The following is a 15,533-nucleotide window of genomic DNA, read 5'->3' on the forward strand; positions in this document are numbered from 1 at the left end:
GGCCCGGGCAGAGTAACCCTATCTCCCGACTACGACATGCGTGTATCCCGGCCACAGCATTCACCTGCCCCACAAGGCTGTTGAGGAACACGGTACGCCGTCCCGGCACCTGCTGGGCACCCCGGGAAACCCCATAAATACGGACACATCAGTCGGAGTTCGGAAGCCGACCGGCGCACACAGGGGGCGGACGTCACCTTTCGGTGCGCGGGTGGCGCGCCGCTAAACCCGCGTGCGAGTGTGGCCATCATGCCGGAACATGGCGGTCATGTGTACCGACCGCCGACCCGACGACAGGAGTGCGGCCCTGGCTTCCGAGACCTCGACGACGCCCCCGACCACCCCTGCCCCGAGCCCCGCTCCGAGCGAGGCGTCGGCCGCCTCCCCGGCTCCGACCGCACCCGAGCAGGCACTGGTCTCCCGGCTGCAGATCGACGACAGCGACTCCACCAGCGACATCATCGACGCCCTCTTCCTGGGCCGGTTCACCCTGGGGGAACAGCCGTACTCGCGCAGCCACACCGTCGACCGCGTCAAGAAGGGTCGCACCCTGCTGCCGCCGGGCGCGCAGGTGCTGCGCGAGGCCAAGGACGACAACTCCGGCTCGGTCCTGGCCGAGGGAGAAGGCTGGACGGTACGGGTCTCCCGCTGGAACCGCGGCGCCGAGGTGACGGTCACGGCGGTCACCGACGAGCTGGCCGAAGCGCGGCTGAAGCAGGCCGTGGACGGCGCGGAGGACGAACCCGAGCCCCAGGACGACCAGGTGTCCATGGGGTTCTGGTACCACTCCCCCATGCGCGGCCCGCGCCGCACCTCCCGCACCATCAGCGCCGGGTCGTGGGCCGATGTGCGGCAGAACTACACGGCGCGGGTGGCCACCGCCATGGACGACCTGATGAAGGTCACCCCGGACGAGATCTCCGGCCGCCTCCTGCTGCTGCACGGCCCGCCGGGCACCGGCAAGACCTCGGCGCTGCGCACGCTCGCCCGCTCGTGGAGCGACTGGTGCCAGGTCGACTGCGTCCTCGACCCCGAGCACCTGTTCAACAACATCGGCTATCTGATGGACATCGCCATCGGCTCGGACGACTCCGACCCGGAGGCCGGACGCTGGCGGCTGCTGCTCCTGGAGGACTGCGACGAGCTGATCCGCGGCGAGGCCAAGTACGCGGCGGGCCAGGCGCTCTCCCGGTTGCTGAACCTCACCGACGGGCTGCTCGGCCAGGGTCGCAACGTGCTGGTGGGCGTCACCACCAACGAGGATCTGGAACGGCTGCACCCGGCGGTGGTCCGGCCGGGGCGGTGCCTGGCCAGGATCGAGGTGGGTTCGCTCAGCCGCGAGGAGGCGGTCGGCTGGCTCGGCACCGACGAGGGCATCGGCCGGGACGGCGCCACGCTGGCCGAGCTGTACGCCCTCAAGAAGGGCAAGCGCCCGACGGGCGTCCCCCACCAGGAACGAGAGGGCTCGGGCCTGTATCTGTGACGGTCCGGCGGGGCCTGGTCGGTGCCGGTGACCGGCAGGCCCCGTTCCGGACAACCATCGACCGCGCTCAAGGGTCTCTTCCCACAACAGCCCGCCCAGGGGGAGGACCCGCTCATGCGCTCTCGCTCCATCGTCGGCACGGCCACCACCACAGCGGCCGCCACCGCCGCCCTGCTCACCGCCGCGACGGCGACCGCCACCGCGGCCCCGGCTACGCCCCGGGCCACGGCGCCCGGTTTTCTGACCGCCGACGACCTGCCCCCGCACCAGACCTCGCCGTGGTACGCGGGCCCGGTCGGCAAGGGACTCCCGGACCCGGAGCCGTTCTGTGTGGACGGTGCGATCCCCGACAAGGCCGGCACCTACCACCGGCTCTTCGGCACCGAGTACGACACGCACGCCGCCCAGGTCAGCGTCGTCACCAAAGCTCCGAAGGCGGCCGGCAAGCTGGCGGCCGCGCTCGAGAAGCGGGTGGCGAACTGCGCGGCCGACTGGCTGCGGAACAACCCCGGCAGCACGGCGTCCTGGGACGACTACGGCACCGTCGACGCGGGGGACAGCGCCCACATCTACGGAGTCCACACCGCGCCGCCGGAGTCGGAGCACGGGGTGAACATGTTCGCGGTGATCCGCAAGGGAGCCAAGGTCACCGTGGTCCGCTGGGCGGAGATGGGCACACTGGAGCACGCCCCGGTCGCGGCCTTCCGCACCACGACCACCAAGGCGGCGGCCCGCCTCTGAAAGGCGCCCCTCAGATCTTGCGTACCCGGCAAGCACAGCAAGGACCCGCGCCCCGTAAGGGGCGCGGGGAACTGCGCGCGCAAGCACAACACACCCGCAGCCTGCAAACACCAGACGAAGGCAGACGCTGACCAGACCAGGTGAGGGGGACACAAGATCCGCGGGGCAACCCCTCACGTACCGTACGCCGCGCGTAGCGCCTCCCGGGCAGCGGCCAGCGCCGCGTCCTGGTCGGCGCCGAGCCGCCGGGCACGGGCCGCGAAGGTCTGGGCGGCCTCGGCCAGCTCGCGCTCGGTGACACCGCCCGTCGCGGCGACGAAGGTCCCGTTGCGGCCCCGGGTCTCGATGACGCCATCGGCCTCCAGCGCGCGGTACGCCTTGGCGACCGTGTTCGCCGCCAGCCCCAGCTCCTCCGCCAGGCCCCGCACGGTCGGGAGTTTGTAGCCCGTGGGCAGCTCGCCGCCACGGGCCAGCGCGGCGATACGCGCCCGCACCTGCTCGTAGGGCGCCTCCGGCGCGTCGGCGTCGAGGGTGATGCGCAGGGCGTTCGATGGGTTCCGCGGCACGAATCCTCCGAAGAGCGAGGGGTTACGGGCCGATTCTCCCCCACCCCGGGGAAACGGGAGGCGGCACGCCGGGCCACGGCATAGCCTCCGGGGCATGACGCTCACGGTCCGCGCCTTCCGCACCGACGATCCGCGGGACGCCGAGTCCGTCGCCGGGGTCCGCCGCGCGACGATTCCCTACCTCGTCTGCACCGCGGGGACGCTCTGCTGGGAGGTGGCGCACGCGTCCGTCGGCCAACGGCTGCGCCGGCTGGTCGCGGAGCGGCCGGACGGCACGGTCGCGGGCTGCGCGGACACGGGGCTGGTAGCCGGGGGCACCGAGCCGCCGCAGGGCTTTCTGCACACGGCCGTGGTGCCGGGCGCGGTCGGCCGGGGCGTGGGATCGGCGCTGGTGGCCGCGGGTGAGGCGTATCTGGCGGCACTCGGCGTGCGGCGGGTGCACAGCTGGGTGGCCGACGAGGGCCGCGCCGCACGCTTCGCCGCGCGTCACGGCTACACCCGCTCCCGGCGGGCCCGCTTCCTCGGACTCGACCTGCGCCGCGCCGTCCTCCCCGAACTGCCCGATCCGCTGCCCACGGGCGTCACCCTGCACAGGGTCGCCGAGTTCGGCGACGCGCTGCGGCCGCTGCACGAGGCGGACACCGAGTGCGCCGCCGACGAGCCGGGCGACCTGAGGGTGGGCCGCACCCCGTACGAGGTGTGGCTGCGGCACAACTGGCGACGGCCCGACTGGGACGCCGAACTGAGCAGTGTGGCCCTGGTGGACGGGCAGGTCGCGGCGTACAGCGTGGCGCAGACCGACGGGGTGGACCGCTACTGGTCGGGGATGACGGGCACCCGGCGCGCCTTCCGCGGCCGGGGGCTGGCCCGGCTGGCCAAACTGGCCGCCCTGCGCCGGGCCCGCGCCGCGGGGTACGCCCACGCCTTCACCGGCAACGACGCGGCCAACGCGCCCATGCTGGCCGTCAACCAGCGCCTGGGCTACACGGAGGTCGCCACGGAGTGGCGCTGCGTCAAACCGCTGTGAGGGGGCGCAAGCCGTCGGGCGGGCGTCGGCTGCCAGGTCTCACAAGGCCGAGCGGTCCCCGGTGTCGACCGCTGTGGTGGAGTCCGCGGCCTGCCGCGCGGCGTCCCGGACCTGGTCGGCGGTGAGCGCGTAGCCGGTTCCGGCGTCCGTGGTGGAGCGGGCGAAGACGACCCCGTAGACCCGGCCGCCGGGCGTCAGCAGGGGGCCGCCGGAGTTGCCCGGCCGCACCTGGGAACGTATCGCGTAGATGTCGCGGGTGGTCAGCGCGCCTCCGTAGATGTCCTGACCGCGCGCCGGAGTGCGGGCGGCCACGGCTGCGGCCCGCAGGTCGAGGCCGCCGTTCTCCGGGTAACCTGCGACCACGGCCTGGTCGCCCCGGGTGGCATCGCCGGCGAAGCGGAGCGCGGGCGCGTCGAGGCCCGGCACGTTGAGGACGGCGATGTCCTTCTCGGCGTCGAAGAGGACGACCTGCGCCTCGTACGGCCGCCCGACGCCGCCGACGCGGACGGTCGGCGCCTCGACCCCGGCGACGACGTGCGCGTTGGTCATCACATGGCCGCGGGCGTAGACGAAGCCGCTGCCCTCCTGCCCCTGCCGGCCGCCGTCCACGTCGGCGACGCCCTCGACCTTGACGGTGCTGCGCTGGGCAGCGGCCGTCGCCGCCCTGGTGACGGCGTCGCCGGACGGCTGGGGCACCGAGGCGCCGGGTTCCTGCTCGAACGGGTTGAAGACCGGTGGGAAGCCCGCCGTGGTGAGCGCGCCGGTGGCCCGGTTGAACCAGGTCGCCGCGCTGCTGGGCATCCGCTCGTGCACGCCCTCCAACAGGGTGGAGCCCCTTATGGCCTGGTTGAGCGCCGGCGAGGGGGAGGCGGCAAGCGCACTGCCCGCCACCCAGCCGACGACGAGCACGGCGACGACGTTGACGAGGGCGCCGCCCACTCCGTCCACCCAGCGGGCGGGGGTGCGGCTGAGCGCGTGGCGTATCCGCCAGGCGAACTGCGAGGCCAGCGCGTGCCCGGCGAGCGCGGGCGCCAGCACGGTCAGCAGGGCCAGGACGGTGGCGGTGGTCGTCCCCCGCTCGGAGAGGTCGAGGACGAAGGGCAGCAGCCAGACGCCGAGGATCGCGCCCCCGACGAAACCGGCCAGCGAGATGAGCCCCGCGACCAGTCCCCTGCGGAATCCCGAACCGGCGTAGGCGAGCGCTGCGAAGATCAGGAGCAGATCCAGCAGATTCACGGCCACTCCCTCCCTTCGCGCTCATCGCCGCCGCGTCCGTCGCCTTCTCCGCTGCGTGCGGCCACGGCCAGGCGGGGCGTTCAGGGAGAAAAACGCACAACTCCAGCTCGCGGTTCCCCCTGTGCGGAATCGCACCCGCACCGTCGCTACGACCCGCGCTGCCGGAAGGCCCGGCGGGACGGGGTTCCGGCCGCCGTGTCTGTTCGGGTGCTTAGCGGCGCCTTAAGCGAGTCCTAAAGATCACCGGAGAAGGCGGTGACGCGCGTCTTTCGGCCCTCGACGTGGCTAACGTGCTGGGCGCCGGGGCGGGCTCGCCGGTGGGCCGCGGGGAGGCGGTGCCGCCCGCTCCCGTCCCGGACCCCCACCTGCCACGTGCGCGTGGCACCACGTCCCCGTGACAAGGAGCCGATTCATATGACCGTTCGCCGCACGGCCGCAGGACGCCAGGCCGCGGGTTTCGTCGCACTGGGCGTCGTCCCGCTCGCGCTCACCCTGGCGACGGCCGCCCCCGCCGCCGCGCACGGTTCCATGGAGGACCCCGTCAGCCGGGTCTCCACCTGTTTCGCCGAGGGACCCGAGAGCCCGAAGTCGGCGGCGTGCAAGGCCGCGGTCGCCGCCAGTGGGACGCAGGCGTTCTACGACTGGAACGAGGTCAACATTCCCGACGCGGCGGGCAAGCACCGGCAGATCATCCCGGACGGGAAGCTGTGCAGCGCGGGCCGCGACAAGTACAAGGGGCTGGACCTGCCCCGCGCCGACTGGCCGGCCACGGCGATGAAGCCGGGCGAGCACACCTTCAAGTACAAGGCCACGGCACCGCACAAGGGCAGCTTCGAGCTGTACATCACCAAGGACGGCTACGACCCGGCCAAGCCGCTCAAGTGGTCCGACCTGGAGTCCGAGCCGTTCGCCAAGGCGACCGACCCGACGCTGAAGGACGGCAGCTACGTCATCGACGGCACCGTGCCGAAGAAGTCGGGGCGCCATCTGATCTACAGCATCTGGCAGCGCTCGGACAGCCCGGAGGCGTTCTACACCTGCTCGGACGTGACCTTCGGCGGCAAGGGCGGCCCGGCGGCCGCGAGCGAGCCCAAGACCCCCGACGAGAAGCAGATCGAGGCGGGCATGGACAAGTCGACCGTGGACCACGGCGGCCACGGCGGCGACCAGCACGGCGCGGGGAACCACGCGGGCCACGGCACCACGACACACGACGCCGCCAAGGGAGACGACCCGGCCACGAGCTCGGAGCCCAACGCGCCCGAGCCCAACGGCGGGGCCGAGAAGGCGGACCTCGCCGAGACCGGCGGCGACGACAGCACGGCCCCGCTCGCCGTCGGCGGCGCCGCCGTCCTCGCGGCCGGTGCCGGGGTGCTCTTCGCCACCGCCCGCCGCCGGGCCGCCAGGTCCCGCGGCTGACGGGTGCACAGCCGGCGCCGTTCTCCCCGTCGCGACGGGGAGAACGGCGCCGTACGCTCGTTGCCGTCACAGCGACCGAGAGGCGGAGCGTTCATGACGGGACAGTCGGCGACAGAAGCGATGGTGGAGGTCACCAGCGAGGAGGAGCTGCGCGCCCTGGTCGGGGAGCCGGCCTCCCACGCGGTGACCAAGACCCGCACCGCACTGCACCAGCTGGACCGGGACTGGCTGGCGCACTCGCCGTTCTGCCTCGTCGCCACCTCGGCGGCCGACGGAAGCTGCGACGTCTCCCCCAAGGGTGATCCGCCCGGGTTCACCAAGGTGCTGGACGAGCGCACGATCGCCCTCCCCGACCGGCCGGGCAACAAGCGCATCGACGGGCTGCGCAACATCCTGTCCAACCCGCATGTCGGCCTCATCTTCTTCCTGCCGGGCCGCGGCGACACCCTCCGGATCAACGGGCGGGCCCGGATCGTGCGGGAGGCGCCGTTCCTCGACGAGATGGTGGCGCGGCGCAACCGCCCGAAGCTGGCGCTGGTGGTGGAGATCGACGAGGTCTTCCACCACTGCTCCAAGGCGTTCTTGCGCTCGGGCACCTGGCAGCCGGAGACCTGGCAGCCGGACGCGCTGCCGAACCGCGCCCGGCTGGCCAAGGCCCTCGACCGGCCCGGGGACTCCCTGGAGTTCCTGGAGGAGTACTACGGGCCGAAGTACGGCGAGAAGATCTACACCGAGGGCTGAGACCCCGGCGGCCGGCCCTGCCTCAGGACAGGCAGGTGGTGGGGGTGGCGTGGGCCGGGTCGAGCGCGTTCGCCGTCTCGTGCCACGCCATCCGGTCGGCGAGCGCGACGGCCAGATGCTCGGAGATGTTGAGCGGGCACAGGTCCTGGAGCGTCACGTTCTTCACGTTCGGGCCGTCGAGGAACTGCGTCTTGTAGGGCGTGACGACCTGGTCGTACCTGGTGGCGATCACGGTGTACTTGACGCCGGGCACCGTGTCGCCGCCCGCGTTGAGTTTCTTGAGGAAGTCCGAGCCCTCCTTCTGCTGGAGCAGCGCCGGGCCTATCTCGTCGACCACGTCGCCGATGGGCGGGAACTGGTCGGCGAGCCGCGCCAGACCGCTGAGCGTGGTGCCGTGGTTGCTGGGGGCGATACCGATGAGCGCGTTCACCTTGGGGGCGCCGCCGAGGAACTTGAGGTACTGGCGGGGCATCATGCCGCCCTGCGAGTGGCCGACGATGTCGACCTTCTCGGTGCCGGTGGCGGCGAGCACCTTATCGACGTAGGCGGCCAGCTGCTTCGCGGAGTCCTCGATGGGGCCCAGGCCGTGGAAGAAGGGCTTGCCCGGCAGCTGTCCGTAGTCCAGGGAGAAGACGCAGTAGCCGCGTTCGACCAGGTAGGGGGCGAGCCCCAGCCAGTTGTCCACGGAGTTGCCGAAGGTGCCGTGGACCAGGACGACGGGGCGGGGGTGCGCGGTCGAGGGCTTGCAGGAGTAGTCGTTCCAGCCACCGGCCGACCGGCTGGTCACCGCCGTGTCCGGAGAGGCGGCGTCGGCGGGAGCGGTGAGGGTGGCGGCGGGCAGTGCCACCACCGCGACCGCCATGGCCGCGGTGGTGGCCGCTGATCTGCGTAGGCGTCGCGGTGCCAGCGCTGACGGCTTCAGCTTCATGTCCGGCTCCTCGTGGGGTGAGAGATGGGGGGAGCGGAGCTGTTGAATCGCCGTCAACTTACGCGCGAGTAAGGTCGCTGACCAGTGGTCGCGCACAACGAATTCCAGGACTTCCTGGCGGTCGACCCATCACCGGAAACCTTGCGCCAGATACCCCAAGGGGGTATACATGACCTCGGCGCTACCGATACCCCTGGCGGGTATGACACAGTAGTGCGGAGACACTTGTGACCCGGAACTCCACCGGGCACCGCCGAGGAGAGACGATGACCGCGACGCACGAGAGCACCGAGAGCACCACGGACACCGCACGCCCGGCCCCCGGCACCGAGGTCGAGCTGGCGATCGGCGGCATGACCTGCGCCTCCTGCGCCGCCCGCGTCGAGAAGAAGCTCAACCGCATGGCCGGTGTCACAGCCAGCGTCAACTACGCGACGGAGAAGGCCAAGGTCAACATGGACGAGGGCGTCCAGGTCGCCGACCTGATCGCCACCGTCGAGGCCACCGGCTACACGGCCACCCCGCCCGAGCCCCGGCGCACCGGAACGGAGCCGGGAGAAGGCGGGCCGGGCGCCACCGACGACAGCGACAGGGGCGACGAGCTGCGCACCCTGCGTGAGCGGCTGATCGGCTCCGTGGTCCTCGCGGTGCCGGTCATCGCGATGGCGATGATCCCGGCCCTCCAGTTCGAGTACTGGCAGTGGCTGTCCCTCACCCTCGCCGCGCCCGTCGTCGTCTGGGGCGCCTGGCCCTTCCACCGCGCCGCGTGGACGAACGCACGGCACGGCGCGGCCACCATGGACACCCTCATCTCGCTCGGCACCTCGGCCGCGATGCTCTGGTCCCTGTGGGCGCTGTTCTTCGGCACCGCGGGCATGCCCGGGATGACGCACCCCTTCGAGCTGTCGATCGAGCGGAGCGACGGCGCGGGGAACATCTATCTGGAGGCCGCCGCCGGCGTCACCGCCTTCATCCTGGCCGGGCGGTACTTCGAGGCCCGCTCCAAGCGGAAGGCGGGCGCGGCGCTCAGGGCACTGCTGGAGCTGGGTGCCAAGGAGGTGACCGTCCTGCGGGACGGGCGCGAGGTGCTGATCCGCACCGAGGAGCTGGCCGTCGGTGACCGCTTCGTCGTCCGCCCCGGCGAGAAGATCGCGACGGACGGCACCGTGGTCGAGGGCAGCTCCGCCGTGGACGCCTCGATGCTCACCGGCGAGTCCGTACCCGTCGAGGTCGCCGCCGGCGACAGCGTCACCGGCGCCACACTCAACGCGGGCGGCCGGCTGGTGGTCGAGGCGACCCGGGTCGGCTCCGACACCCAACTGGCGCGAATGGCCAAGCTGGTCGAGGACGCGCAGAACGGCAAGGCGGCAGCGCAGCGACTCGCGGACCGCATCTCGGCTGTCTTCGTCCCGGTGGTGATCGTCCTCGCGCTGGCCACCCTCGGCTTCTGGCTCGTCAGCGGCGCCGGGATGACGGCGGCCTTCACCGCCGCCGTCGCCGTCCTGATCATCGCCTGCCCCTGCGCCCTGGGCCTGGCCACCCCGACCGCGCTGATGGTCGGCACCGGACGCGGCGCCCAGCTCGGCATCCTGATCAAAGGCCCGGAGGTGCTGGAGACCACCCGCAGGGCCGACACGGTTGTCCTGGACAAGACCGGCACCGTGACCACCGGCGAGATGACACTGCTGGCCACGCATGTGGCGGAGGGAACCACCCAGGAGGAGGCCCTGCGGCTGGCGGGCGCACTGGAGAACGCCTCCGAGCACCCCATCGCGCAGGCCGTGGCCAAGGGAGCCGAACGGGAGTACGGCACACTGCCCGTCCCCGAGGACTTCGCCAACGTCCCCGGGCTCGGCGTCCAGGGCGTCGTCGAGGGCCACGCGGTACTGGTCGGGCGCGAGAAGCTGCTTCAGGACTGGGCGCTGGAGCTGCCCGAACCGCTGGCAGCCGCCAAGGAGGAGGCCGAGCGGGCCGGACGTACGGCCATCGCGGTCGCCTGGGACGGTGCGGCCCGCGCCGTCGTCGAGGTCGCCGACGCGGTCAAGCCCAGCAGCGCCGAGGCCGTCCGGCGGCTGCGCGGGCTGGGCCTGACGCCGATGCTGCTCACCGGCGACAACCGTGCCGTCGCCGAGTCGGTGGCCGCCGAGGTCGGCATCCCCGCCCAGGACGTGATCGCCGAGGTGCTGCCCGAGGAGAAGGTCGGCGTGGTCAAGCGGCTGCAGGACGAGGGCCGTTCGGTCGCCATGGTCGGTGACGGCGTCAACGACGCGGCCGCGCTCGCCCAGGCCGATCTGGGCCTGGCGATGGGCACCGGCACCGATGCGGCCATCGAGGCCGGCGACCTCACCCTGGTACGGGGGGATCTGCGGTCGGCCGCCGACGCGATCCGGCTCTCCCGCCGGACCCTGGGCACCATCAAGAGCAACCTCTTCTGGGCCTTCGCCTACAACGTCGCCGCGCTGCCGCTCGCCGCGGCGGGCCTGCTGAACCCGATGATCGCGGGTGCGGCCATGGCGTTCTCCTCGGTGTTCGTCGTCGGCAACAGCCTGCGGCTGCGGCGGTTCCGCGCCACGGAGTAATTGCATACCCGGCGCGGGGGCTTCCCAGCGCAGTTCCCCGCGCCCCGTCAGGGGCGCGGGGAACTGCGCGACAAGCCACGACGCGCCCGCAGCCCGTGGACGACGGGCAGGGGCACCCCCTCAGGCGGCCCTCGGCGGGTCCGAGCCGGCCGGGCGGGCCGCGTAAGCACCGAAGCGGCGGCGGGCGCGATCGGCAGCCGCCTCCGCGCGGCGGGCCTTCTCCTCCCTCCCGTCGATCGAGAGCTGCCGCGCGGCCGACTCGGCAGCGGTCAACTCCTCCGCACGCAGGGCGACCCCCCGTACCCGGGCCCGTTGGAGGGCCAGCGCGTCATGCAACGCGTAGGCCGCGGCGGCCAACGCGGGAGTGTGCGCCGTGGGTTCGGCCAGCGCCCGGGTGCGGGTGGTGGCCGAACGGTCGGCGTAGCGGACGGTGAGCGTCAAGGCCCGCGTCACCTGCGCCTCGGCGCGCAGCCGGAACCCCAGCTCGTCGGCGAGGGTGAGCAGTACGCCGCGGCGCCGTGCGGCATCCAGTTCGTCCCGCTCGAAGCGGTGCTCCGCGCTCGCCGAGCGCGGCGGTGCCGTCGGAGTGACGGGGGTGGGGTCGATGCCCCGGGCCCGCTCGTGCAGCCGTCGGCCCGCCGCGGCGCCGAGGATGCGCTGGAGGGTGGCGGGCGGTGCGGCGGCGAGCCGGCCGACGCTGTCGAGTCCGTACGCGCACAGCGTCCGCGCTGTCGCCGGGCCGACCCCGTGCAGCGCGGCCACCGGTCTGCGGTCGAGGAAGTCGGCTGCCTCCTCGGGGCGTACCACGCGTATCTGCCCCGGCTCCCCCGCCTGCGCCGCCATCCGGGCGAGCAGCGGACTGGCGGCGACGCCGACGGTGCAGTCGGCGCCGTACAGGGCGAGCGCGCGCAGCCGCACGAGCCGCGCCAGTTCGGCGGCGTCCCGCCCGAAGTACCGCAGCGCGCCCCGGACATCGGCGAGCGCCGCGTCCGGCGGGAGGGCCTGGACGAGGGGGGTGATGTCGGTGAGCAGGGCGAGGAGGGCGTCGTAGCGTTCGGGCGCGCCGAAGTGCACATAGAGCACATGCGGTTCACCCGGTGCGTGGTGCTCCGGTCCGTCGTTCATCCCGCGCTCCCCATGCTGGAGTGCCACATCTTGCGGAGCGCCTTGGCGGAGCCCGCCGTCTCACCGGCGGGGCGGAGGTCGGCCCACGGGTGCATCTCGTAGCCGGGGGCGACCTCGATGGTGCGGCCGGGCCCGGGATCTCCCCGGCCCTGCGCCGGCTCCTCCCCCAACCGCGCGGTGACCGCCTCCAGACCGCCCTCGCGGCGCAGTTCGACCAGTTCGGCCAGATCCCAGGCGGCGGAGCCGACGACGGTGAGGCTGCGCGGGCCGCGCCGCTGGACGACGCCGCGCACCAGCAGCAGCCAGGAGTGGAAGACGGTGTGGGCGCAGGCCGCGTGCGAGTCCTCGAAGAAGGCGAGGTCGGACAGGCCGGTGCCGTCGTCCAGGGTGGTGAAGACGACCCGCTTGCCCGAGGCGAGCGGCGGGGTCTGGGTGGCGGCCTTGGCACCCGCGATCAGCACCGTCTCACCGTGCCGGGCCGAGCGCAGGGAGCGGGCCGAGTGCGCGCCCAGCTCCCGCAGGAAGGCGACATGGTCGGCCATCAGATGGCGGGAGGTGTCCATGCCGAGGACCTCGAGTTCGGCACTCAGGCGTTCGCCGCTGTCCAGGTCGGGCAGCTGGGCGGGTTCGGCCTGCTGCGGGGCCCCGCCCGGGGAACCGGGGCTCTCCCCCAGCGCCAGCTGCCCCTCGCGCGCCCCGGCCGCGCGCTGGGCACGGTGCAGTTCGGCGATGTGCAGCAGCAGATCACGGCGGTTGCCGCCGGGTGCGAAGGCGTCCAGCGCGCCGACCTGGGCGAGGCGTTCGGCCACGGGCCGGGAGGGGCGGGCCCGGCGCCAGAAGTCGCTGAGCGAGTCGTAGGGCTGCCCGGCCTCGATCCGGGCGGCGTCGGCCTCGCTGATGCCCTGCACCTCGGCGAGCGCGAGGCGCAGCCCCCACACCCCGGAATCGGACTCCAGTTCGATCCGATAAGCGACCGCGGACCGGTTCACATCCAGCGGCAGCACCGGCACCCCGCGCCGCCGCGCGTCCGCCAGCAGCAGCCGCTTGGGATACATACCCGGATCGTGCTCCAGCAGCCCGGCGTAGAAAGCAGCAGGCCGATGCGCCTTCAGCCACGCCGACTGGTAGGTCGGCACGGCGAACGCCACCGCGTGCGCCTTGCAGAACCCGTACGAACCGAAGGACTCCACGATCTCCCAGGCGTGTGCGACCACCTCCGGCGCGAACCCCTGCCGCGCGGCCGCCCGTTCGAACCACAGCTTCGCGCCCGGCCGCTGCTCGTCGTCCTTGAGCACCCGCCGCACCTCGTCGGCCCGGCCCCGGTCGCAGCCGGTCAGCCGGGAGAGGATCCGGATCACCTGCTCATGGAAGATCGCCACCCCGTACGTCTCGGCCAGCGGCTCCTCCAGCGCCGGGTGCGGATGACGGATACGGCGCCGCCCGTGCCGGGCCTCGATGAAGGGGTGGACCATGTCGGCACCGACCGGACCGGGCCGGAAGAGGGAGATGTCGACCACCAGATCGTGGAAGGTCTCCGGCTGGAGCCGCCCGATCAGCTCGCGCTGGCCCGGCGACTCGATCTGGAAACAGCCCAGCGTCTCGGACGCGCGGATCAGCTCATAGGTGGCCCGGTCGCCCTCCGCAACGGCACCCAGCTCGATCCGCTCCCCCGTCGCCCGCTCCACCTCGGCGACCGCGTGCGCCATCGCCGACTGGAGCCGTACGCCCAGCACATCCAGCTTGAGCAGCCCGAGGTCCTCCACGTCGTCCTTGTCGAACTGCGCCATCGCGAAGCCCTCACCGCTGGTGGATACGACGGGCGTACGGGTACGCAGCGACGAGTCCGAGAGCAGCACCCCGCACGGGTGCATGGCCACCCCGCGCGGCAGCCCGTCCAGCGCCTCGACCAGTTCCCAGAACCGCTCCCCGTGCTCCGTCGGCGCCCCCTCCTGCCGCAGCTTCTCCAACTCCGGCAACTCGGCCAGCGCCGCGCGCGCGTCCCGCGCCCTGATGTGCGGGAACGCTTTGGCGAGCCGGTCGGTCTCGGCCGGATCCAGCCCCAGGGCAGCACCCACATCGCGAATGGCGTGCCGTACCCGGTAGGTCTCGGGCATGGCGACGGTGGCCACCCGCTCCTCGCCGAAGCGTTCGAAAATGGCGCGGTAGACCTCCAGCCGGCGGGCCGACTCCACGTCGATGTCGATATCCGGCAGCTCTGCCCGGCGTGGCGAGAGGAACCGCTCCATCAGCAGCCCGTGCTCGACCGGATCGGCATGTGCGATACCCAGCAGATGATTGACGAAGGACCCGGCGCCCGACCCCCGCGCGGTGACCCGGATCCCCCTCTCCCGCACGTCCTCGACGATCCGCGCCACGGTCAGGAAGTACGAGGAGTAACCGAGCCCCTCGATGATGGCCAGCTCATCGTCCAGCCGCCGCCAGCGCCGCGGCTCCTTGTCGTAGCGCTTGGTGACCATCGCGGTGGCGCAGCGCGAGCGCAGGGCGCGCACCGCCGTACGGTCGCCGGTCCCGGCCAGCCGGGGCTCGGGAAAGTGCACCCGCCCCAGCCCCAGATCCTCCTCCGGATCGACCCGGCAGGCCGCCGCGGTCTCCTCGGTGAGAGCGAGCAGCCGGCGCGCAGTGCTGGGCCCGTACCCGGCGGCCTCGGCGATCCGCTCCGCCGCCTCCGCCATCTCCCCCGGCCCCTTCAGCCAGCGCTCACCGCTGTCGAGACCCTTGCGCGGGTCGACGGGGACGAGGCGGCGGGCGGCATCCAGGACATCGGCGACGTTCACCTCGTCGCCGGGTGCGGCCGGATCGGCGTAGCGCACGGCGTTGGTCAGCACCGGCTTGACCCCTTCCCCGGCCGCCAGCCCCAGCGCCCTGGCGGCCTCCCGCAGCGGCCCGGAGGCGGTGACGGCGAGCCGGAGCGCGTCACCGTAGACCTCCCGCCACCCGGCGAGGAGGGCCGCGGCACGGTCGGGGCGCCCCGCGGCGAGGGCCCGGCCGACATCGGAGTCGGCGCCCAGCAACACGGTCACGGCTTCACCGCGCAGCGCCGCCCAGGGAAGGAGGGGCTTGCCATGGGTGCCCTGCACATCGGCGTGCGCCGCGGTGATCATCCGGCACAGCTCGGCCCAGCCGTGGGCGCCGTCCCGGGCGAGGAAGACGGCTCGCTGGGCCGATTCATCGACAAAGCTCCCGCCTCTGACCGGTGTACGACGTCGCCCTCCGGCCCGCGCGCCACCCCGCTCCACCGACTGTTCGACCGCGAGCTCGACCCCGTACACCGGGCGCACTCCGTTGCGGGCACACGCCTTCGTGAAACGGACGGCACCCGCGAGGGTGTCCCGGTCGGTGAGGGAGACCGCCGCCAGGCCTCGCGCGGCGGCGCGCTCGGCGAGGGTTTCGGGGTGGGAGGCGCCGTATCTCATGGAGAAGCCCGAGGCCACGTGCAGGTGTGTGAAGTCTGGCATCGCCCTTACCGCCACCTCACCTTCTGCTTCGGTCCCCCCCTCTCCATGCTGAGCCACCACAATAAACCAGCTCTCGAAACTTTATTCGAATACCACCCCCACCAGAGTGCCCCCTCCCTCGGGGCTCCGCCCCCTGACCCCCTCCGGCTGCCGCCGCCCCCTGTTGTGGGGGCACGCCCCCTTGCGTTTTCGGCTGCCGCCGAGGGGTCGTG

At 72.8% G+C, this 15,533-nt stretch carries 11 protein-coding genes; 6 read left to right on the forward strand and 5 right to left on the reverse strand.

Translation table 11 applies throughout. The features are described 5' to 3' along the window. The first annotated feature begins 268 nt into the window (after nucleotides 1-268). Together JW613_RS26285 and JW613_RS26290 are read left to right on the forward strand one after the other, a co-directional pair. Nucleotides 269-1,483 (forward strand): DUF5925 domain-containing protein, encoded by a 1,215-nt coding sequence (locus JW613_RS26285; RefSeq protein ID WP_245226316.1) that lies wholly within the window; start codon nucleotides 269-271, stop codon nucleotides 1,481-1,483. Nucleotides 1,484-1,597: 114 nt separating this feature from the next. Next, the gene (locus tag JW613_RS26290) at nucleotides 1,598-2,224 is read left to right on the forward strand and encodes a hypothetical protein (protein WP_209213378.1); all 627 of its coding nucleotides are present in this window, start codon (nucleotides 1,598-1,600) and stop codon (nucleotides 2,222-2,224) included. A gap of 173 nt (nucleotides 2,225-2,397) precedes the next feature. Here JW613_RS26290 and JW613_RS26295 read toward each other — a convergent pair whose 3' ends face one another. Then, entirely contained in the window at nucleotides 2,398-2,790 is a 393-nt protein-coding gene (locus JW613_RS26295) for a GntR family transcriptional regulator (RefSeq protein ID WP_307866039.1), read from the reverse strand. Nucleotides 2,791-2,884: 94 nt separating this feature from the next. On the opposite strand from JW613_RS26295, the gene JW613_RS26300 reads away from it, so the two are divergent. Next, entirely contained in the window at nucleotides 2,885-3,817 is a 933-nt protein-coding gene (locus JW613_RS26300; RefSeq protein WP_209213380.1) for a GNAT family N-acetyltransferase, read from the forward strand. Between the two features lie 39 nt (nucleotides 3,818-3,856). On the opposite strand, the gene JW613_RS26305 is transcribed toward JW613_RS26300, so the two are convergent. Next, nucleotides 3,857-5,053, reverse strand: a complete 1,197-nt coding sequence (locus JW613_RS26305; protein ID WP_209213381.1) for a MarP family serine protease — start codon at nucleotides 5,051-5,053, stop codon at nucleotides 3,857-3,859. A gap of 414 nt (nucleotides 5,054-5,467) precedes the next feature. On the opposite strand from JW613_RS26305, the gene JW613_RS26310 reads away from it, so the two are divergent. After that, a complete protein-coding gene (locus tag JW613_RS26310; protein WP_209213382.1) occupies nucleotides 5,468-6,472 on the forward strand; it encodes a lytic polysaccharide monooxygenase auxiliary activity family 9 protein in 1,005 nt (334 codons plus the stop codon). Nucleotides 6,473-6,565: 93 nt separating this feature from the next. After that, nucleotides 6,566-7,213, forward strand: a complete 648-nt coding sequence (locus tag JW613_RS26315; protein ID WP_209213383.1) for a pyridoxamine 5'-phosphate oxidase family protein — start codon at nucleotides 6,566-6,568, stop codon at nucleotides 7,211-7,213. 22 nt (nucleotides 7,214-7,235) lie between these two features. Here JW613_RS26315 and JW613_RS26320 read toward each other — a convergent pair whose 3' ends face one another. Continuing rightward, entirely contained in the window at nucleotides 7,236-8,141 is a 906-nt protein-coding gene (locus JW613_RS26320) for an esterase/lipase family protein (protein ID WP_209213384.1), read from the reverse strand. 266 nt (nucleotides 8,142-8,407) lie between these two features. On the opposite strand from JW613_RS26320, the gene JW613_RS26325 reads away from it, so the two are divergent. Further along, complete coding sequence (locus JW613_RS26325) at nucleotides 8,408-10,720, forward strand: heavy metal translocating P-type ATPase (RefSeq protein ID WP_209213385.1); 2,313 nt, start codon at nucleotides 8,408-8,410, stop codon at nucleotides 10,718-10,720. 120 nt (nucleotides 10,721-10,840) lie between these two features. On the opposite strand, the gene JW613_RS26330 is transcribed toward JW613_RS26325, so the two are convergent. Then, entirely contained in the window at nucleotides 10,841-11,845 is a 1,005-nt protein-coding gene (locus JW613_RS26330; RefSeq protein ID WP_209213386.1) for a DNA polymerase Y family protein, read from the reverse strand. Continuing rightward, nucleotides 11,842-15,321: a DNA polymerase III subunit alpha gene (locus tag JW613_RS26335; protein WP_209213387.1), complete on the reverse strand. Its 3,480-nt coding sequence runs from the start codon at nucleotides 15,319-15,321 to the stop codon at nucleotides 11,842-11,844. The genes JW613_RS26330 and JW613_RS26335 overlap by 4 nt, the downstream gene beginning before the upstream one ends. Nucleotides 15,322-15,533: the final 212 nt, after the last annotated feature.

Source organism: Streptomyces smyrnaeus (genome assembly GCF_017676345.1).
GTDB lineage: Bacteria > Actinomycetota > Actinomycetes > Streptomycetales > Streptomycetaceae > Streptomyces > Streptomyces smyrnaeus.

Excerpts from the sequence above, each read along its gene's own strand:
- JW613_RS26290 (WP_209213378.1), top strand. The coding sequence starts at position 1,598 with ATGCGCTCTCGCTCCATCGTCGGCACGGCCACCACCACAGCGGCCGCC.
- JW613_RS26285 (WP_245226316.1), top strand. The coding sequence starts at position 269 with ATGTGTACCGACCGCCGACCCGACGACAGGAGTGCGGCCCTGGCTTCC.
- JW613_RS26330 (WP_209213386.1), bottom strand. The coding sequence starts at position 11,845 with ATGAACGACGGACCGGAGCACCACGCACCGGGTGAACCGCATGTGCTC.
- JW613_RS26310 (WP_209213382.1), top strand. The coding sequence starts at position 5,468 with ATGACCGTTCGCCGCACGGCCGCAGGACGCCAGGCCGCGGGTTTCGTC.
- JW613_RS26320 (WP_209213384.1), bottom strand. The coding sequence starts at position 8,141 with ATGAAGCTGAAGCCGTCAGCGCTGGCACCGCGACGCCTACGCAGATCA.
- JW613_RS26335 (WP_209213387.1), bottom strand. The coding sequence starts at position 15,321 with ATGCCAGACTTCACACACCTGCACGTGGCCTCGGGCTTCTCCATGAGA.
- JW613_RS26315 (WP_209213383.1), top strand. The coding sequence starts at position 6,566 with ATGACGGGACAGTCGGCGACAGAAGCGATGGTGGAGGTCACCAGCGAG.
- JW613_RS26325 (WP_209213385.1), top strand. The coding sequence starts at position 8,408 with ATGACCGCGACGCACGAGAGCACCGAGAGCACCACGGACACCGCACGC.
- JW613_RS26300 (WP_209213380.1), top strand. The coding sequence starts at position 2,885 with ATGACGCTCACGGTCCGCGCCTTCCGCACCGACGATCCGCGGGACGCC.